Below are 19,119 nucleotides of genomic sequence, written 5' to 3'. Positions count from 1 at the left end.
ATTGTTTTTACTCAAGGCCTTTACGTTTGACTGACTTGTCCGCTGTCCCGTTGGAAACCCGCCAAACCAATCCGATGACCGTGTATCTGGCGCGTCTGGCGCCCTCCAGCCAACTGACCATGCGTTATGTTTTGCAGGACGCTGCTGACCGCCTCGGTTTTGAAGACATGAATGTCGAGGACATTCCCTGGCACGCCTTGCAGCCTGAAGATGTTGTCGCCTTAGTCGCCGCGTTGCGCGAAGACAACTATGCGCCGAACACTTCTTCGCTCTATGTAAATGCCGTGCGCGGCGTGATGAATGAAGCGTGGCGGATGAGCCTGATCACGCAGGATCATTTATTGAAGATGCGTTCGGTCAAAGGCATTGCCGGCACGCGTTTGTCGCAGGGGCGCAACTTGAAGCGCACGCTGATTCACGAATTGATGGAGGTGTGCGCCGCCGATCCACGCCCGCAAGGCCTGCGCGACGCCGCCGTGATTGCCTTGCTGTACGGCACCGGCATGCGCAAGTCGGAATCGGTGGATCTGGACCTGAATCAGGTCGACTTCAGCGAACGCAGCCTGACCGTCACCGGCAAGGGCAACAAACAACTGATCAAGTACGCACCGGCCTGGGCGTTTGCCAAGCTCAATGCCTGGCTGGAATTTCGCCGCTCGCAACTCAAGGAGGGCGAAAGCGACGATGCCTTTCTGTTCAACCGCATCCGTCGCGGCAGCCACATCACCCGCGAGCGCATCACCAAACACGCGATCTACTACATCGCCCGCCAGCGCGGCACCCAGGTCGGCGTGAAAATCATGCCCCACGATTTCCGCCGCTCGTTCATCACCCGGGTGATTGAAGAGCACGATCTGTCGATTGCGCAGAAGCTCGCGCACCACAGCAACATCCAGACCACGGCCAACTACGACGTGCGCGACGACAACGAGCGGCGCCGTGCGGTGGATCGCTTCGACCTCTGATCAGGACGCGGCGAACACATGGGCGGCGCCGAGTATCGACAACTGCACCGCGCTGCCGGCCGGTGGCGCGTGCATGCCGGAGCTGCGCACCAACAGCGAACGGCCCGGGTCCTGAGTGGTTTGCGAACGCAGTTCGACGGTAAGCGTGCAGGTGTTGCCGGCGAAATCGCGCTCGGTGACCACGGCATTGCAGGCCAGCGCGTCGTTTACCCCGTCGGCCACCTGCAACTGCTCCGGGCGCAACATGATCTGTGCGGTGCCGATGATGCCGTTGCTGTTGACCGGCACCGGGCCGAGATCGCAGTGCGCCCAACCGGATTCGATCCGCGCCGGCATCACCACCGCTTCGCCGAGAAAATGCGCGGTCTGCTCATCGTTCGGGTAGCGGTAGAGGTCCATCGGGTGCCCCGATTGCACCAGCCGCCCGCCACGCATGACCGCCAACTGATCGGCGAATGACAGCGCCTCACCCTGATCGTGAGTCACCAGAATGGTGGTGACGCCGGTCTCTTCAAGCAGGCGCGCGACCATTTTGCGCATGGCGCTGCGCAGTCCAGTATCGAGGGCGGAAAACGGCTCATCGAGCAGCATCAAACGCGGTTGCTGGGCCAACGCCCGGGCGAGGGACACTCGTTGCTGCTGGCCGCCGGATAATTCGTGTGGCCAGCGGCTGGCCATGTGGGCGTCAAGCGCCACGCTGTCCATCAATTGCGCGATGCGCTCGGTTCTGGCCGCACCGGTCAGGGCCACGCCGAAGCCGATGTTGGCGGCCACGGTCATGTGCGGAAACAGCGCACCATCCTGCGGCACGTAGCCGATCTGGCGTTGGTAGGCCGGCACGGCGTGGCTGCTGTCGACCAGCGTCTGGCCGTTGAGGGTGAGGCTGCCGGCATCGGGAAATTCGAATCCGGCGATCATCCGCAACAGCGTGGTTTTGCCGGAACCGGAAGGGCCGACGATGACCGTGCGGCTGCCGGTCGCGACGGACAGACAGATGTCATCCAGCGCTTTCTGTGCGCTAAAGGCTTTGCTCAGGGAGATCAGTTCGAGTGCGTTCATCGGCCAGCGGTGCGCCTGGATTGGTGATAGAGAATGGCTGTCAGCGGCAGTGAAAGCAGGACCATCAGCAGCGCGTAAGGCGCAGCGGCGGCGTAGTCGATTTCACTGGTCATGGCCCAGAAACCGGTGGCCAGGGTCCGTGTGCCGTTAGGTGCGAGCAGTAGCGTGGCGGTCAGCTCGTTGGTGATCGCCAGAAAAACCAGCGCCGCACCAGCGGCTGCACCGGGCGCGGCGAGGCGCAGGGTGATCAGCCACAAGGCGCGCAGTGGCGAGCGGCCGAGGCTTTGCGCGATGTTTTCCAGCTCAACCGGTGCCTGAGCGAAACCGGCGCGCAGGCTGACCAGCGCACGCGGCAAAAACATCAGCAGGTAAGCGAGCAGCACGGTAATGGTGGTCTGGTAGATCGGCCGGGCGAAATGGATGGTCACGGTGACCAAGGCCAGCGCCACGACGATCCCCGGCAACGCACTGGTGATGTAGTTGCAGCCTTCGAGCAAGCGCTGCAATTTGCCCGGCGCGCGAATCGACAGCCAGGCAATCGGAATCGCCGCCAGACTGGTCAGCAAGGCCCCGGCCACACCGAACGACAGGGTTTGCAGGAGGGCGGGCAGCAGCTCGCCACTTTCCCAGACCTCGGCACCGCCAGCGATCAACCAGCGACCCAATGTCAGCAACGGCACGCCGAGCGCGAGCAGGCAGGTCAGGCTTTGCAGGGCAAGTCCTGCGACCACTGCGCTGCGTTTCAAACGAATGGTGCGCTGCTCGCGGGCACTACCAGCGCCGACTCGCGCATAGCGCGCCTGGCCACGGGCGGCGGATTCGACGGTGAGCATCGCCAGACAACACAGGGCCAGCACCCCGGCGAGCATGTTCGCCGCCGGGCCGTTAAAGGTCGATTTGAACTGATCGAAAATCGCCGTGGTGAAGGTATCGAAACGGATCATCGCGTAGAGACCGTATTCGGCCAGCAGATGCAGGCCGACCAGCAGCGCACCGCCACAGATCGCCAGCCGCAACTGAGGCAATACCACCCGGAAAAACACCGCCCAGGGCTTGAGGCCGAGGGATTCGGCAACGTCCTCAATGGCCGGATCGAGGCGGCGCAAGGTCGCTGCAATCGGCAAATACAGAAACGGGAAATAAGCGACCACCGACACCAGTACGCCGGCGGGCAAGCCATGAATCGATGGAATCAGGCTGACCCACGCGTAGCTGTGCACGAACGCCGGCACCGCCAGCGGTGCCACCGCGAGCAGCGACCACAGACGCCGACCCGGCAGGTTGGTGCGTTCGGTCAGCCAGGCCAGCGTGGTACCCAGCACGATGCACAGCGGCAGGGTGATCAACACCAGCAGCACGGTGTTGACCAGCAGCTCACCCACACGGGGGCGGAACACCAAGGCTTGAATGGTCGCCCAACCGGTGGTCCACGACACGCCGATCACAAAAGCGATTGGCAGCAGCGACAACAACGACACGCCGATCGCCAACGCCACCACCCACGATCCCCCGCGACCGGAAAGGGCGCGGGCTTTCAGTGGACGATGGGCGGAGGAGGCTGCCGCCACCTCTGCCGGTAAGGTTTCGGGCATCACTTACAGCAGTCCGGCCTGGGTCATCAGCTCGACGGCTTTCTGGCTGTCGAGTTTCGACGCATCGACTTTTGGCGCATCGAGATCCTTCAGCGGCGTCAGTTTCGGGTTGGACGGCGCGTCTTTGCCGACCGCGTATTCAAAGGAATTACCGCTGTGAAGAATCTCCTGGCCCTGTTTGCCAGTGATGTACTTGAGGAACTGCTGAGCTTCATCCTGGTGTTTGCTGGAGGCCAGCACACCAGCGCCGGAGATGCTCACGAAAGCACCCGGGTCCTGATGTTTGAAGTAGTGGAGTTGGGTGTTCTTGCTGTTTTCGCCGGTCTTGGACTGATCGACAAAACTGTAATAGTGGTAGATCACGCCGCTGTCGATCTGCCCGGCATTCACCGCTTTGAGCACAGCGCTGTTACCACGGTAGACAGTGGCGTTGGTTTTCATGCCTTTGAGCCAGTCGAGTGTGGCCGCTTCACCTTTCTGTTCCAGCACGGCGGCGACGATCGCCTGGAAGTCCGCGCCGGCCGGGGATGCAGCCCAGCGACCCTTCCAGTCAGGTTTGGCCAGATCGAGCAGGGATTTTGGCAGGTCTTTTTCCGCCAGTTTGCTCGGGTTGTAGACAAATACGGTGGAGCGCGCGGCGATGCCGATCCACTGACCGTGGGCTGGGCGATAGGCCGAATCCACTTGTTCCAGCGTCGCCGGCGCTACCGGGGCAAACAGTTTGGCGTGGTCCACCAGCACCATCGCCGGGGAGTTCTCGGTCAAAAACACATCCGCCGGAGAAGCCGAACCTTCCTGCACCAACTGATTGCCCATCTCGGTGTCATCGCCATTGCGAATCGTCACCGGAATCCCGGTTTCTTCGGTAAACCCGGCCACCCAGGCCTTGGTCAGGCTTTCGTGCTGTGCGTTGTAGACCACCAGGCCAATGCTGTCGGCAGCAAACGCCTGACCTGCGCCGAGCAGGGCGGTGGCCAGCAAAGCGCGTTTCAGAAAGGCAGGAAACTGTGGATTCATGACGAGAACGCTCCTGATTTTTTAGACGTTATGGGCAGGCATTCGCGGGCAGGTTTCAATGCGAATGATTTGCAGATATTGGGCCGCCGGCAATGTAGAGAAGCAAATGAGAAAAAAACGTCAAAGAAACCGTTAATACATGTCATTGCCATTCAGATTAGCAGCGACTGGCAGACGCACGATTGCCGTGCGTCATTCAGCGTCATTCAAGGCAGGAGGAAATAGAGGCTGCCAGGCGCCGGGCGCCTGGTCTTTGAGGTTATGGCCGGGTTTTGCTGAAGAGGTAGATATGCAGATTGCCGCGCTGGAAGTGCTGGCCATCGATTGGCAACCGCTCGATTTCCTGAACTTCCTGAACACTGTTGACGCGCATCACCACGCCTACCGTGCCTTTTTTACGCGCCTCGATCATCCATTGGCCGACATCATCCAGACCGACCTTGCGCGAAGCCATGGCCGGATCGTCGAGACCGTATTTCAACTCGCCGACGGTGTTGAAGAGGTCAACCTGCGGGCGTCTCAGGCGCCACGACAAGGCTGATGCGGCGCCGAGGTCGTTGCTCAGCAGTGAAGTTGTTTCGCTCAATGCCTGTTGATGCTCGGCAATAAACTGATCGGGCATCTTGCTATCGACGATCTGTGCAGGCATTGCCGCTGGTAACAGCGCAATCAGCAGACCGATGCCCAGCGCCGGCATCGCCCACAGCGTAAGCGGCCGCATGATTTGCAGGGCGTTGGCGATGATCCAGCCGATAAGCACGATAAACACCAGCGACAGGCTGAACATCTCGGTGTTTTCATAAATCTCTCTGGTGGCCTGCAAGTAGATCAGGGCAATCAGCGCGACACTGGCCAGCACGGTGTTGACCACGCCGTTCAGACGCAGCACTCGCGCGTTGCCGTGGTCCAGCCAGTTCACCACGGTGTGGCCCATCAACAAGGCCAGCGGCATCAGGCACGGCATGATGTAAGTCGGCAACTTGCCGCTGCTCAGACTGAAGAACGCGAGCGGCAGCAAGAACCATAGGGCGAGGAAGGCGATTTTCGGCTGGGACTTTTCGCGCCAGGTGCGGATCAGCGTCGATGGTAACAACAGCGCCCATGGCAACGTGGCAGCAAACAGCAGCGGCAGGTAGAACCACCATGGCCGCGCGTGCTGGGCGTCATCGCCCGCAGCGAAACGGCGGATGTGTTCATGCCAGAAGAAGAATCGCCAGAAGTCCGGTTCCCGGTAATGCACAGCCAACGCCCACGGCACGCTGACAACGACGGCCACCAGCACCGCCACCGGGCCGAAGCGCAGCAATTCGCCAAAACGGCGTTGCCAGATCATGTAGGGCAGGGCGATCAACACCGGCAGCAGCAACGCTAGAAAACCCTTGGTCATCAGGCCCATGCCACACGCTGCGCCCAACAGTGCCCAACTGCTGATCCGCGCCGTCGTGGTGCGACTGTCGATGGCAAACCAGACCGCCACCAGACTCAGGTTGACCCACAAGGTGAACTGCGGATCGAGGTTGGCATAACCGGCCTGACCGGCAATCAAACCAAAACTCATGAACAGCAACGCGCACGCCGCACTGATACGCGGATTGTCCCAGAGTCGCCGGGCCAGCAGGTAGGTGAGCCAGACACTGGCGCCGGTGCTCAACGCCGAGGCGATGCGCACACCGAACAGATTGTCACCAAAAATCGCCTGACCGATGGCAATCATCCAGTAACCGGCGATGGGTTTTTCGAAGTAGCGAATGCCCATGAAATGCGGCGCGACCCAGTTACCGCTCAGGAGCATTTCCTGGCTGATCTGGCCGTAACGGGTTTCGTCGGGGATCCATAAGCCGTGGGTCATCAGCGGCAACAGGTAAAACAACACAAAAGCGAGGATCAGACCGGGAATCGCCCAGCGCTCAAATGTTCGTGCTGTTGGCGTCTGCGGTAAATGCCGGACGGCGTGGCGCAACGGTTTGTTATCAGACGTCATCACTGGACCTTGGCGCGGATATAAGTATCGGGTGCGAAACGTTGAATTGAATGGGCGTTAGTTCTGTGCATCAGCAATGTTCAGGGTTTTCCAGAACGGCACATTAATAATGCCCAGTACGTTTAGTTGTTTATGACTGTCAATGCGAACCAGCAATACACTGCCGTATTCAGCGGCAATCGCGTGGGGGAAGCCGGTTTGCTTTTCAAAGTCGCTGATGCAACCGCTGTGGGTCACCAGCACCAGATTCTGCCCGGCTGTTTTGTGGGCGATCACTTCATCGCGCAGCACAGGGCCGCAGGTGGCCAGCCAGTCTTGCGTGCTGGCGTCCTGACCGAACATGTACTGCGCGGTTTGTGCGGTTCGGGTCAACGGACTGCTCAGCACTTGAGCCTGCTGCATGCCCAATTGCTGAAAGCCCTGACCAACGGCGGTCGCCGCCACGCTACCGACCTGAGTGATCCCGTCGGCCGGCCCCAGGCAAGTGTTGCCGGAGCGATCACAACGTTCGGTATGGCGCACCAGTGCGACCACTTCGCCGGCTTGCCAGGCCTGCATCCATTCGGCAGTGACGCGGCGGCTTGCATGATCCAGATCGTTCGGTGAGCGTGGCCAGAACACGAAACCGCTGACCAGAATGGCCACGAACACTACGCAAACCAGTGCCAGCAACAGGCGCAAACGCAGGGTTTGCGGCGACCTGAATAACGTTTTCAGTTGAAATAACGGCGCCACAATCCTGCCCCTTTGAATGTTCGGTATTTCATTCAGCGCAACGTAAGGCTCAGGCTGCGAGCGACTTTACGACGACTGAGTTGAATGCAGGCTGAACACTACGTTCGAGGGCGTGGCGGGGCAGTGAAGAACATGTGAAAAAATTGCCGGAAGTTACCGGGCACAACTAAAGCAGACATTTGATAAATAAACTCAAATGCAGTTTTGTTTGCGCCCGGGTTTAACCAACATCGAGTATCGAGGTAAAGCGGCGTGACTGATCAAGGACCTGGCGGACATCCTCGCGCGTTGCCAGCCGCCTGACTGATCAACGCAGCGAGACGTTTGACGTTGTTCTGCTGAGCCGTCACCAAGTCATCGATGCTCGGTCCGGACGGGGTCTGTAACGTCGAGCGGCATGTCACCAGACTGCTGTCAGTCTCACCGAGTGGACGCAGGCGCCATTTTGCATCGATCAAACCATACTGGCCGGGAATCGAGTCGAAACGCTGCACCTCGATACGCACCGAGACGTTGCGGCGCCCGCTGCTGTTGCTCAGTTGATCGCTCAACGCACCGCGCAACTCATCGGCAAGTGTTGCGCCCCACCAATCAGTTTCCAGAATCGCCAGGCCGCTGTTGCCTTGACGGATGACGATTTGTGCACGGTCGACCTGCGGCGGCACACTGAGGCTTTCGATCGGGATCTGTGTGCCGCTGCCCTTATTGCTCATTTGCACCGGCGTCAGCGTATGAAAGCTGATCGGGTCGCTGCGGCAGGCGCCCAGTAGCAGGAACGCAGCGAGCAGGGTGATCTTCAGCGGTACAGCCATCGGTTTGACTCCTGTGCTCAATTGCGTGGCGGTCCTTTCAGATCCAGTGGCGCCGCGTTGTCCGGGCGCCCGCGAATCAGCGATTCCGGATGACGACCGAGGTAATCCGACAACTCACGCAACGAGCGCGACATGCGCCCGAGTTCGTCGAGGGTCTCGGTGAGTTTTTCGCGTTGCGGCGAATCTTCGGCCAGGGTCGAGCTGGCGGACTGCAGGGTCTTGCTGACATCGGCGAGCGTGCTCTGCACCCCCGGCAAGGTCTTGGCGTTGAACTGGGTCAGGCCTTTGCGCAGTTCGACCAGATTGCTGTCGAGGTTGTTGGCGATGCGATCGACCGGCACTTTGTTGAGCTTGTCGACCACGGCTTCGAGTTTTTCCTGCAACTGTTCGAGGCTGCCCGGCACAGTCGGAATGACCACCGGGCGCAAGGTTGGATCGAAGGCGACTTTTTCGGCTTTCGGGAAGAAATCCAGCGCTATGTACAACTGGCCGGTCAGCAAATTACCGCTGCGGGCCTGGGCGCGCAGGCCGTTGTCGATAAAGGTGCCGATCAGGCGAATGCCGGCGGCTTCGTCATTGGGGTCGTGCTTGAACGCCGTGAGCATTTTGCCGTAGGCCATACCGAGGCGTTGCGGGTAGATAACGATGCCGACATTCAGCGGGAAGCTGCGTTTTTTCGCGTCGAAATCCAGGTTGATCGCCACCACCCGGCCGATCTCCATGCCGAGGAATTCCACCGGTGCATCGACCTTGAGTCCGCGCAGGGACTGGTCGAAACGCAGGCTCAGGTATTGCGCCTTGCCGTTGGGCGGGGCGAGGGCGGTTTGCTGATCGGCGAACAGTTCGAAGTCTTTGTCATCGGCCGCCACCACGTCGTTGGGGCTGTAGTCCGGGGCGCGGAAAGCGATGCCGCCGACCAGCATGGACGACAACGATTCGGTTTTGACCTGGAAGCCGTTGGCGCCGACGCTGACGTCAATACCGCTGGCGTTCCAGAAACGGGTGTTTTCGGTGACAAAGGCGTCGTTGGGCGAATGAATGAACACTTCGATGTTCACGCCTTTGCCGCCTTCATCGAGGGCATAGGTGACGACTTGACCGACCGGAATCTTGCGGTAGTAAACCGGCGAACCGATGTCCAGCGAGCCGAGGTCCTGGGTATGCAGCATGAAACGCTTGCCCGGTTCGCCGTAGGTGATCGGCGGCGGATTCTCCAGGCCCTTGAATTGTTTGGCGCGGTTGTTGGCCTGGCCAATGTCGGCGCCGATATAGTCGCCGGAGAGCAGGGTATCGATGCCCGATACGCCACCGGCGCCAATGCGTGGGCGCACGACCCAGTACTGGGAGTCTTCGCGGGTGAAGCTTTCGGCCTGTTTGGCCAGTTTGATGGTGGCGTTGACGCTCTTCTGGTCATCGCTCAATTCGACATCGGTGACGTGCCCGACCACCACGTTGCGGTATTTGACTTCGGTCTTGTTGGCCACCAGACCGCTGCCGGTCTTGAAGTTGACGATGATGGTCGGCCCTTCCTGCATCAGGTTGTGCACCACCAGCGAAATGCCCACCAGCACCGCCACGATCGGCACGATCCATACCAGCGATATGCCGAAGCGACGGGTCTTGATGGGGGCCTGGCCTGGTGCTCGCGGCTCGTCGGTGGCTGACGACTTCATCCGTGTCCTCCTTCAATGATTGGGCACTGAGCGTCAGGAACGCAAAAGCACTTCATCAATATAGAAGTGCTTGGCGATAGAGCAAATGTGTATAGCTCGCCAGGTAAGAAAACAGAATTGATCGTTGCCACGCAGAGCGGGGGAACGATCAGATCGCGACAGCGCTGTTTGTTCTGCTAGCCGAGCATTTCGCGCAGGCGATACCAGAACATGCCCAGTGCCAGCAGGGGCGAACGCAGCGCCGGGCCGCCGGGGAAGGTCATGTGCGGCACGCCGCTGAACACGTCCATGCCCTGACTGTGGCCGGCATGGATCGCCTCGCCGAGTAACTTCGCGCACCAGTGGGTGACGTTCAGGCCATGGCCGGAATAGCCTTGGGCGTAGAACACGTTCGGGTGCTGCTTGAGACGCCCGACTTGCGGGAAACGGTTGGCGGTAATGCCGATCTTGCCGCCCCACTGGTAATCGATGCGCACGTCTGCCAGTTGCGGGAAGACCTTGAGCATCTTCGGCCGCATGTAGGCAGCGATATCCGCCGGATCACGCCCGGAATAATGGCAGGCACCGCCGAACAGCAAGCGCCGGTCGGCCGAGAGCCGGTAATAATCGAGGCCGACTTTCTGATCGCAAACCGCGAGATTCTGCGGAATCAGCTGCGCGGCGCGTTCTTCGGACAACGGCTCGGTGGCGATGATGTAACTGCCGGCCGGCAGCACCTTGCCACTGAGTTGTTGTTCGAGTTCGTCCAGATGCGCGTTGCAACCGAGGACCAGGCTGCCGGCACGTACGGTGCCGGTGGCGCAGCGCACCTGTACGGTCGCGCCGTGAATGATTTCCAGCACCGGACTCTGCTCGAAGATGCGCACGCCCAGTGAGGCCGCCAGCCGTGCTTCGCCTTGCACCAGATCCAGCGGGTGCAGATGCCCCGAGCCCATGTCCAGCAGGCCGCCGGCATAAATCCCGGAGTCCACCACCTGCTGGCGGACTTGCTCGGGGCCGATCATGCGGGTTTCGTGGGCATAACCGAGTTCGGCGAGATCGACCAGTTCATCCTTGAAAGCGTCGAACTGCGCAGTGGTGTTGGCCAGGTCACAGAAGCCCCAGCGCAGGTCGCACTCGATGGCGTTGGCCTCGATGCGCTGGCGCACCAGTTCTACCGAGTCGATCCCGGCGCGCTGCAAATAGCGCACGCCTTCTTGCCCGACATACTTGGCGAAGCCTTCGACTTCATGGCCGATGCCGCGAATCAACTGACCGCCATTGCGACCGCTGGCGCCCCAGCCTATCCGGCGCGCCTCGATCAAAATCACTGACAACCCGCGCTGCGCCAGATCGATGGCCGTGTTGACCCCGGTGAACCCGCCGCCGATCACACACACATCGGCGTTCAGATCACCGTCGATGACCGGGTAAGGTGTGGACGCCCGAGCCGAGGCTGCGTAGTAGGAGCGGGCGTGTTCTGTTGTGTACTGATTCATTTGTTGGACTTCACTTTGCTCCAGGACCGGGTCATCAGACGCATGATCGCCTGGGGCGGGGTAGAGGAGATGTAGAGTTTGTCGAGCACGGCCTGGGAGGGATAAACCTCTGGGTTATTGACCAGGTCCTGATCCATGTACTGTTTCGCGGCCGGGTTCGGGTTGGCGTAACCGACCGATGCGCTGACCTTGGCGATCACTTGTGGATCGAGCAGATAATTGATGAAGGTGTGCGCTTCTTTTTCGTTGCTGGCGTCGGCGGGAATGGCCAGCAGGTCGAACCACAGGTTGGCGCCTTCTTTGGGAATGGCGTAAGCGATGTTCACGCCGTTCTTGGCTTCCTTGGCGCGGTTGGCGGCCTGGAACACGTCACCGGAATAGCCGAAGGCCACGCAAATATCGCCGTTGGCCAGGTCCGACACGTATTTCGAGGAGTGGAAATAGGTGATGTACGGACGAATGCTCAGCAGTTTGGCTTCGGCCTTTTTAAAGTCTTCCGGGTTCTCACTGCGCGGGTCCATGCCCATGTAGTTGAGGATGGCCGGGAACACTTCGTCCGCCGAGTCCATCATCGACACGCCGCACTGCGACAGTTTCTTGATGTTTTCCGGCTCGAACAGCACGGCCCAGGAATCGATGTGATCGATGCCCAGCACTTGCTTGACCTTGTCGACGTTATAGCCGATGCCGTTGGTGCCCCACAGGTACGGCACCGAATGCTGGTTGCCCGGATCGTTTTTCTCCAGCAGCTCAAGCAGTTTCGGGTCGAGGTTTTTCCAGTTCGGCAGCTGCGCACGATCCAGTTTGAGGAACGCGCCGGCCTTGACCTGACGGGCGAGGAAGTGGTTGGACGGCACGACCACGTCATAACCGGTACGCCCGGCGAGCAGCTTGCCTTCGAGGGTTTCGTTGGAGTCGAAAACGTCGTAGATCACCTTGATCCCGGTTTTGCTCTGGAAGTCGGCGAGGGTGGTTTCGCCGATGTAATCGGTCCAGTTGTAGACGCTGACCTGGGGCTGGGCGTGGGCTACGGCGCTGAACAGAACACTTAGCGCGACCGGAAGTACGGATTTCAACAGACGCATTTCGACACCTCTTTTTCGAATGATCGTTCCCACGCTCTGCGTGGGAATGCCTCAACGGACGCTCCGCGTTCGGCTTTGGATGGGACGCAGAGCGTCCCGGGCTGCATTCCCACGCAGAGCGTGGGAACGATCGACACAGGGGATCTTTTGGCTTTGATCAGACGCTCAGCATCAGGAACTCGCGCTCCCACGAGCTGATCACGCGTTTGAAGTTTTCGTGCTCGGCGCGCTTCACCGCGACGTAGCCGCGAACAAACTTGTCGCCGAGGTACTGCGCGACGGTCTCGCACTCTTCCATCTGCGTCAGCGCTTCTTCAATGGTGATCGGCAGGCGCAGGTTGCGGCGCTCGTAAGCGCGGCCTTGTACCGCAGCGCTCGGTTCGATGCCTTCGACCATGCCGATGTAACCGCAGAGCAGACTCGCGGCAATCGCCAGGTACGGGTTGGCATCGGCGCCCGGCAAACGGTTTTCCACGCGCATGGCTTCGGGGCTTGAGGTCGGCACACGCAAACCGACGGTGCGGTTTTCTTCGCCCCATTCGACGTTGACCGGCGCCGAAGTGTCCGGCAGGAAGCGGCGGAACGAGTTGACGTTCGGCGCGAACATCGGCAGCACTTTCGGGATGTACTTCTGCAAGCCGCCGATGTAGTGCAGGAACAACTCGCTCATTTGCCCGTCGGCGTTGGCGAAGATCGGCTTGCCCGTGGCGATGTCCACCACGCTCTGGTGGATGTGCATGGCGCTGCCCGGCTCGTCGCCAATCGGCTTGGCCATGAACGTCGCCGCGACGTTGTGCTTGAGCGCAGCCTCGCGCATGGTCCGTTTGAACACGGTGATCTGGTCGGCCAGATCCAGCGCGTCGCCGTGACGGAAGTTGATTTCCATCTGCGCCGGGCCGTCTTCGTGGATCAGCGTGTCGAGGTCCAGGCCTTGCAGCTCGCACCAGTCATAGACGTCTTCGAACAGCGGATCAAATTCGTTGGCGGCGTCGATGGAGAACGACTGCCGACCACTTTCGGCACGGCCCGAACGGCCCAGCGGAGCCTTGAGCGGCAAGTCAGGGTCTTCGCAGCGTTGGGTCAGGTAGAACTCCATTTCCGGCGCGACAATCGGCTTCCAGCCCTTGTCGGTATACAGCTGCAAGACTTTCTTCAGCACGTTGCGCGGCGACAGTTCGATCGGGTTGCCGAACTTGTCGAGGGTGTCGTGGATGACGATGGCGGTTGGCTCGATCGCCCATGGAATCACGTACACGGCGTCGGCCACTGGCTTGCAGACCATGTCGATGTCGGCAGGATCGAGCAGGTCGTAGTAGATGTCGTCGTCGACAAAATCCCCGGTTACCGTTTGCAGCAGCACACTTTCCGGCAGGCGCATGCCTCGCTCATGCAGGAACTTGTTGGTCGGTGCGATCTTGCCGCGGGCAATGCCGGTCAGGTCGCTGACCACACATTCGACTTCGGTAATCTTGTGATCTTTCAGCCAAGTGAGCAGCTGATCGAAAGGGGCATTCATAAAGACCTCGTTATTGGTTTTATAGACGCCGGGGAGGGCGGGTTTCATCTTCCGCCCCTTCCCCTGTGGCGCGTTGACGACTATCTTGGGCGCGCCTTGCAGTTCCATCTATCCACTTTAAGCAGCACCAAAGCGCACCAAAAGAGTGCGCAAGGTCACCCCATGACAACGTGCAATCCGTTACAGGTTCAAGCGTTCAACACCGCTGATGTCTCCGAGCAAATCCGCGCCACACCGGGTTGGGTCCAGCATTACCAGCAGATGTCGCCGGGGCATTTCGCCGGGCAAATCAGGTATCTGGACCTGCAAGGTGTCGAGGTTTATGAAGAGCAGATGAACACCCGGGTCGAGCAGAATTTCAGCGCGCCGTCGGGTGCCCTCGCGTTCTGTTTCGATCGCAGCGACAACGCGCTGTATCTGCTCAATGAAGACAGCCGCAACATCTGGATCACCCCGGAGAACTATCAGGAAATCGCCGTGGTATTCGGCCCCGAATTCGTCCGTCAGCACGGTCTGGATGTGGCGAAACTCGAAGGCTTGTTCATGGCGCCACTCAATGGCGGGCAGAACGCCTTGTTTAGTCGCTGGTTAAGCTCGACTCTCACGAAGTTGTCGCAAGCTGTTGATATGCCTAGCAAAGATGCATTGACGAAACAGCTGCTGGAGGACTGTCTGTTCATCCTCGATAACGCCAGGGTCAACCTTGACCGTAGCGGCTTGCAGCGCCGCACCGAAGAGCGAACGATCATGAAGCGCGTCGGCGAGTGGGCCGCCGACTCGCCCGAAGAAACCCTCAATCTGCTTGAGCTTTCAAACGTGGCGGGCGTTTCGTTGCGTCAACTGCAGCAAGCCTTCAAGGATTACACCGGGATGACGCCAAGCCACTGGTTGCGCTTGCGCCGGTTGAACAGTGCCCATCGCGAACTGCTCAGCCGCCGGCCAACGGAAACCACGGTGGCCGAAGTGGCAATGAATTGGTCGTTCTGGCACCTGGGGCGGTTTTCCAGCAGTTATCGGGCGCTGTTCAACGAGTTGCCCAGCGAGACGCTTAAACGCCTGCACAAATAATCCGCTCCGAGCATCAAGGGGAGGGCGCGGTCAATTGGATTGGGCGCGCCAGTCTCGTCTGCGCGTGAGAAAGACCTTTGTATCGCGAATGAACTTAATTAGAATCAGTCTCATTTGAATTCTTCTTCGCGCAGGGTCTCTTGACATGATTGAAGCCGCCGCACCCTCGGAGCAGAGCCTGCAGCAACTGTATCGCGACCATCGAGGCTGGCTGGAAACCTGGTTGCGTCGTCGCATGGGCAACGCCTGGGATGCGGCGGATCTGAGTCAGGACACCTTCTTGCGCGTGCTGTGCAGCGCTCAGCCGATTGCCGATATGCGCGAACCCCGGGCGTATTTGCTGACCGTGGGCAAGCGTCTGCTGAGCAATTTCTACACCCGCCGCAGCCTGGAAAAAGCCTACCTCGAAGCCCTCGCGCAGTTGCCGGAGGAGAGCGTGCCTTCGCCGGAGCACCGCTGGTTGCTGCTGGAAACCTTGCAGGCGCTGGATGAATTGCTCGATGGTTTGCCACGGCCGGTGCGTCGGGCGTTTTTGTGGAGTCAGCTCGAAGGCCTCGGGTATCGCGAGATCGCCGAGCGTTTGCAGGTCTCGGAACGCACGGTCAAACGCTATATGGCGCAAGCCTATGAGCATTGCTTGCTGGTGGATTTCTGATGCGTGTCGCACCCAGCGCCGACGCGCGGGAAGTCGCCCGTGCCGCCGCGCAATGGTTGGCGTTGCTGGAATCCGGCGAGGCCACGGAGGACGATCAGGCGCGCCTGCAACACTGGCGCAGCAGCGATGGCCGGCATGAACACGCCTGGCAGAAGATTCAACTGTTGCGCCAACGCTTTTCCGATTTGCCCTCGGCACTGGCCATGGCGACGCTGGACCGTCCGGATCCGGCACGTCGGGCGGCGCTGAAACGCGCGCTCGGCCTGGCGGCGCTGGTGCCCACAGCGTGGCTGATCAGTCGGCAGTTGCCGCTGGACGTCTGGCGCGCCGATTTGCACACCAGCACCGGCGAACATAAACGGCTGGCGTTGGCCGATGGCAGTTCGTTGCAGCTCAACACCGCGAGTGCGGTGAATGTGGATCTTGCTGCGCGTCAGTTGACGCTGGTACGCGGCGAAATGGCGCTCAACGTTTCCGGCAGCTCACCACTGATGATCAATGCGCCTTACGGCCGGATCAGCGTCAGTCGCAGTGAAGTCTGCGTGCGTCTCAATGAGCGCGACTGCAACGTCTCGGTGGTTCGCGGCGTGGTGCAACTGCAGCCGCTGCACGGGCCGGCGCTGACCTTGCAGCAAGGACAGCAAGTCACTCTGCAAGCCTCCGGGGCCGGGCCTGTTACGCCATTCGACGCGTTGATGCCGGGCTGGCGCGAAGGCGTGTTGATGGCGCAGAACCAGCCGCTGGGGGACTTCCTGCGCGAGTTGAGTCGCTACCGTTCCGGGTTGTTGCGCTGGGATCCGGCGCTGGAAAACCTGCGCATCACCGGCAGTTTCCGTCTCGACAACACCGATCAAGTGTTGTCTTTGCTGGCCGCCAGTCTGCCCATCGAGATTCATACGCGCACCCGCTTCTGGGTGTCGCTCGTTCCTCGAAACATTCCCCCCACAGAAAAAACTGGCTGAAGCCTGTCCCTTTTTTTCGTCTCGCTGGTCATTCCAGGCAAGTGAACAAAATCGAGAGCTTCTTCCAATGCCCGCCGTATTCCCCAGTCGTTTGCGTCCGTTGTTGCAGTTGAGTTTGCTGTTGAGCCTGAGTGCCAGTCCGCTGCTGATCCAGTCCAGTTGGGCCGACGAATCGGCCCGGCGCAGTTATCAGGTGCCGGCCGGCAGCCTGAGTTCCACGCTAACCCGATTTGCCGGTCTGGCCGGTGTCAATCTGTCGGTGGACCCGGCACTGGTCAGCGGGCGCAACAGCAATGGTTTGTCTGGTGAATTCGGTGTGGAGGAGGGCTTCACCCGGTTGTTGCTGGGCTCCGGCCTGCAACTGCAACCGGTGGGCGAGCAGGCTTACACGCTGATTCCGGCGGCGCAGGGCAGTAGCCTGCAGTTGGCGCCGACCTCGATCCTCGGCGCCACCGACTCGTCGGACGCGGACGTGTTTGCGGGCGGCCAGGTCGCACGCCGAGGCTCGCAAGGGTTGCTGGGGTCGAAAGACTTCATGGAAACCCCGTTCAGCATGACCACCTACACCAGCGAGACGGTCAAGAACCAGCAGGCCCGAACCCTGGGCGACCTGATCGCCAATGACCCGTCCGTGCGCGCGACCAACCCGGCGGGCGGGCGCTATGAACAATTCACCATCCGAGGCTTCAGCCTGTTCAACAGTGATGTGGCGTACAACGGCCTCTACGGCGTATTGCCGACGTACACGATCGACATGGAAATGGCCGATCGCGTCGACATCCTCAAAGGCCCGAGCCAGCTCATCAACGGTATTTCGCCGCGAGGCAGCGTCGGCGGCGGGATCAACGTCGTGCCGAAACGTGCGACGGACAAACCCATCACCTCGCTGACCGCCAATTACGCTTCCAACAATCAAATCGGCGGCGCGGTGGATGTCGGCCGGCGTTTTGGTGAGGACAACCAGTTCGGCCTGCGTTTCAACGGCGTAAAACAGTCCGGCGACACGGAGTGGGATCACCAGAGTGTCGACCGCGACATGGCCGTGTTGGGCCTGGATTTTCGCGGTGAGCGGCTGCGGATTTCCACCGATGTGGGTCACACCGAGCGCGATACCGACGCACCGCAAGAACGCGTGCAAGTCGCCGCCAATGCCAAGGTGCCCAACGCCAACGATGTGCGTGATAACTACGCGCAACCGTGGAGCCAGGCGCGGACCAAGGACACCTTCGGCACGCTCAACGCTGAGTTTGATGTCGGTGATTCGGTGATGGTCTACGGCGGTGTTGGTGCTCGCAAAAGCAATCACGACTTCCTTCGACATGCGGTTTCCGTGACCAACGATGCCGGCGACTTCAGCGTACAGCCACGGGATTTCACCCGTGACGAGAATGTTCGCACTGCCACGGCGGGCGTGCGCAACTGGTTCCACACAGGTCCAGTCAGTCATGAGGTCAACCTGGCTGCCAGCTATTTTTATATGGACTTTGAAAACGGCGGCGCCCGTTATGCGGCGGGCCGCAGCAACCTGTATGACCCGGTGGAAACCGCAAAACCCGCTCGGCCAACGCGCTATGACGCCAAGGTCTACACCGAGAACCGCTTCAGTGGCGTAGCGTTGTCCGACACTCTCGGCTTCTTTGATGATCGCCTGTTGCTGACCCTTGGCGCCCGTTGGCAACGGGTCAAGGTCGACGACTGGAGCGATGATGTAAAAGGCGATACCGCCTACGACGAGGAAAAGGTTTCGCCCTCGGGTGGCATTCTGTTCAAGGCAACGGACAAGTTGTCGCTGTACGCCAACTACATGGAAGGCTTGAGCCAGGGCAAGATCGCGCCTTCGACGTCGATAAACGAGGACGAGATCTTCCCGCCGTTCATCAGCCGCCAGGTCGAAGTCGGCGCCAAGTACGATGCCGGTTCATATGCCCTCACTGCCGCGGTGTTCCGCATCAAACAGCCGGCGTACGAAACCAACGCCACGACGCGGGTGTTCGGCCCGAACGGCAAACGGCAGAACGACGGGGTTGAGTTGAGCGTGTTCGGTGAGCCGCTGAAAGGCTTTCGCTTGCTCGGCGGCGTGATGTACATCGACAGTGAGTTGACCCGGACCACCAACGGCACATTCGATGGCAACCGCGCGCCGGCGACGCCGAAGTACAACGTCAATCTGGGGGCGGAATGGGATGTGCCGAACGTACAGGGCCTGACGTTGACCGGACGCGGCCTCTATTCCAGCTCGCAATATCTGGATCAGTCGAACGACAAGGAAATCGATTCCTGGGAGCGCTTTGACGTGGGTACGCGATACGCCTTCAAGGTCGATGAGAAAACCATCACCCTGCGCGCCAATGTCGAGAACGTGCTGGACAAGCGCTATTGGAGTTCTGCCGGCGCTTCGGACGACAGTGAGCCGGGGCTGACGTTGTCGACACCGAGAACCTATCTGCTTTCAGCGACGGTTGATTTCTGATTCCACTCGCCAAATCGAAAGCCATCGGGAGCGCTATCAGCGAACTGACTC

The 19,119-nt window shown here is 60.2% G+C and carries 15 protein-coding genes; 5 read left to right on the top strand and 10 right to left on the bottom strand.

Annotated elements, in window-relative coordinates; all coding sequences use genetic code 11:
* The first annotated feature begins 74 nt into the window (after positions 1-74).
* Positions 75-965, top strand: coding sequence for a site-specific integrase (locus KI231_RS14675; RefSeq protein ID WP_213028795.1), 891 nt, complete (start codon positions 75-77; stop codon positions 963-965).
* Here KI231_RS14675 and KI231_RS14670 read toward each other — a convergent pair whose 3' ends face one another.
* From KI231_RS14670 to KI231_RS14625, 10 genes are all read right to left on the bottom strand, one after another.
* A complete protein-coding gene (locus tag KI231_RS14670; RefSeq protein WP_212808866.1) occupies positions 966-2,024 on the bottom strand; it encodes an ABC transporter ATP-binding protein in 1,059 nt (352 codons plus the stop codon). It lies immediately after the preceding gene.
* A complete protein-coding gene (locus tag KI231_RS14665) occupies positions 2,021-3,616 on the bottom strand; it encodes an ABC transporter permease (RefSeq protein WP_212808865.1) in 1,596 nt (531 codons plus the stop codon). Before KI231_RS14665 ends, KI231_RS14670 begins: the two co-directional genes overlap by 4 nt.
* A gap of 3 nt (positions 3,617-3,619) precedes the next feature.
* On the bottom strand, positions 3,620-4,633 hold the full coding sequence (locus tag KI231_RS14660) for an iron ABC transporter substrate-binding protein (protein WP_212808864.1): 1,014 nt from the start codon (positions 4,631-4,633) through the stop codon (positions 3,620-3,622).
* A gap of 259 nt (positions 4,634-4,892) precedes the next feature.
* Positions 4,893-6,614, bottom strand: a complete 1,722-nt coding sequence (gene arnT / locus KI231_RS14655) for a lipid IV(A) 4-amino-4-deoxy-L-arabinosyltransferase (RefSeq protein ID WP_213028722.1) — start codon at positions 6,612-6,614, stop codon at positions 4,893-4,895.
* Positions 6,615-6,671: 57 nt separating this feature from the next.
* Positions 6,672-7,349 (bottom strand): lipopolysaccharide core heptose(II)-phosphate phosphatase PmrG, encoded by a 678-nt coding sequence (pmrG, locus tag KI231_RS14650; RefSeq protein WP_502937316.1) that lies wholly within the window; start codon positions 7,347-7,349, stop codon positions 6,672-6,674.
* A 260-nt stretch (positions 7,350-7,609) separates the two neighbouring features.
* Positions 7,610-8,161 carry a PqiC family protein gene (locus tag KI231_RS14645; protein ID WP_213028721.1) on the bottom strand — a complete coding sequence of 184 codons (552 nt, stop codon included), beginning with the start codon at positions 8,159-8,161 and terminating at the stop codon, positions 7,610-7,612.
* 17 nt (positions 8,162-8,178) lie between these two features.
* Positions 8,179-9,834 carry a PqiB family protein gene (locus tag KI231_RS14640; RefSeq protein ID WP_213028720.1) on the bottom strand — a complete coding sequence of 552 codons (1,656 nt, stop codon included), beginning with the start codon at positions 9,832-9,834 and terminating at the stop codon, positions 8,179-8,181.
* A 176-nt stretch (positions 9,835-10,010) separates the two neighbouring features.
* Complete coding sequence (locus tag KI231_RS14635) at positions 10,011-11,312, bottom strand: NAD(P)/FAD-dependent oxidoreductase (RefSeq protein WP_213028719.1); 1,302 nt, start codon at positions 11,310-11,312, stop codon at positions 10,011-10,013.
* Positions 11,309-12,397 carry a polyamine ABC transporter substrate-binding protein gene (locus KI231_RS14630; protein ID WP_213028718.1) on the bottom strand — a complete coding sequence of 363 codons (1,089 nt, stop codon included), beginning with the start codon at positions 12,395-12,397 and terminating at the stop codon, positions 11,309-11,311. The genes KI231_RS14635 and KI231_RS14630 overlap by 4 nt, the downstream gene beginning before the upstream one ends.
* A 157-nt stretch (positions 12,398-12,554) precedes the next feature.
* Entirely contained in the window at positions 12,555-13,913 is a 1,359-nt protein-coding gene (locus KI231_RS14625; protein WP_213028717.1) for a glutamine synthetase family protein, read from the bottom strand.
* 162 nt (positions 13,914-14,075) lie between these two features.
* Here KI231_RS14625 and KI231_RS14620 point away from each other — a divergent pair, with 162 nt between their 5' ends.
* The 4 genes from KI231_RS14620 to KI231_RS14605 all read left to right on the top strand — a co-directional run bounded on the left by KI231_RS14620 (position 14,076) and on the right by KI231_RS14605 (position 19,068).
* Positions 14,076-14,981 carry a helix-turn-helix domain-containing protein gene (locus tag KI231_RS14620; protein WP_213028716.1) on the top strand — a complete coding sequence of 302 codons (906 nt, stop codon included), beginning with the start codon at positions 14,076-14,078 and terminating at the stop codon, positions 14,979-14,981.
* Positions 14,982-15,126: 145 nt separating this feature from the next.
* A complete protein-coding gene (locus KI231_RS14615; RefSeq protein ID WP_201238169.1) occupies positions 15,127-15,636 on the top strand; it encodes a sigma-70 family RNA polymerase sigma factor in 510 nt (169 codons plus the stop codon).
* Positions 15,636-16,598 carry a FecR domain-containing protein gene (locus KI231_RS14610; protein WP_213028715.1) on the top strand — a complete coding sequence of 321 codons (963 nt, stop codon included), beginning with the start codon at positions 15,636-15,638 and terminating at the stop codon, positions 16,596-16,598. The genes KI231_RS14615 and KI231_RS14610 overlap by 1 nt, the downstream gene beginning before the upstream one ends.
* A gap of 67 nt (positions 16,599-16,665) precedes the next feature.
* Complete coding sequence (locus KI231_RS14605; RefSeq protein WP_213028714.1) at positions 16,666-19,068, top strand: TonB-dependent receptor; 2,403 nt, start codon at positions 16,666-16,668, stop codon at positions 19,066-19,068.
* Positions 19,069-19,119 lie beyond the last annotated feature (51 nt).

It is taken from the genome of Pseudomonas sp. Seg1, assembly GCF_018326005.1.
Lineage (GTDB): Bacteria > Pseudomonadota > Gammaproteobacteria > Pseudomonadales > Pseudomonadaceae > Aquipseudomonas.
Note: the sequence above shows the minus strand (reverse complement) of the source record. Positions and strands in the feature narration are given on the sequence as shown.

Bases quoted from the DNA above. Each gene is read 5' to 3' on its own strand.
- KI231_RS14635 (WP_213028719.1), bottom strand. From the start codon at position 11,312: ATGAATCAGTACACAACAGAACACGCCCGCTCCTACTACGCAGCCTCG.
- KI231_RS14630 (WP_213028718.1), bottom strand. From the start codon at position 12,397: ATGCGTCTGTTGAAATCCGTACTTCCGGTCGCGCTAAGTGTTCTGTTC.
- KI231_RS14610 (WP_213028715.1), top strand. From the start codon at position 15,636: ATGCGTGTCGCACCCAGCGCCGACGCGCGGGAAGTCGCCCGTGCCGCC.
- KI231_RS14625 (WP_213028717.1), bottom strand. From the start codon at position 13,913: ATGAATGCCCCTTTCGATCAGCTGCTCACTTGGCTGAAAGATCACAAG.
- KI231_RS14640 (WP_213028720.1), bottom strand. From the start codon at position 9,834: ATGAAGTCGTCAGCCACCGACGAGCCGCGAGCACCAGGCCAGGCCCCC.
- KI231_RS14660 (WP_212808864.1), bottom strand. From the start codon at position 4,633: ATGAATCCACAGTTTCCTGCCTTTCTGAAACGCGCTTTGCTGGCCACC.
- arnT (WP_213028722.1), bottom strand. From the start codon at position 6,614: ATGACGTCTGATAACAAACCGTTGCGCCACGCCGTCCGGCATTTACCG.
- KI231_RS14675 (WP_213028795.1), top strand. From the start codon at position 75: ATGACCGTGTATCTGGCGCGTCTGGCGCCCTCCAGCCAACTGACCATG.
- KI231_RS14645 (WP_213028721.1), bottom strand. From the start codon at position 8,161: ATGGCTGTACCGCTGAAGATCACCCTGCTCGCTGCGTTCCTGCTACTG.
- KI231_RS14665 (WP_212808865.1), bottom strand. From the start codon at position 3,616: ATGCCCGAAACCTTACCGGCAGAGGTGGCGGCAGCCTCCTCCGCCCAT.
- KI231_RS14605 (WP_213028714.1), top strand. From the start codon at position 16,666: ATGCCCGCCGTATTCCCCAGTCGTTTGCGTCCGTTGTTGCAGTTGAGT.
- KI231_RS14615 (WP_201238169.1), top strand. From the start codon at position 15,127: ATGATTGAAGCCGCCGCACCCTCGGAGCAGAGCCTGCAGCAACTGTAT.
- KI231_RS14670 (WP_212808866.1), bottom strand. From the start codon at position 2,024: ATGAACGCACTCGAACTGATCTCCCTGAGCAAAGCCTTTAGCGCACAG.
- KI231_RS14620 (WP_213028716.1), top strand. From the start codon at position 14,076: ATGACAACGTGCAATCCGTTACAGGTTCAAGCGTTCAACACCGCTGAT.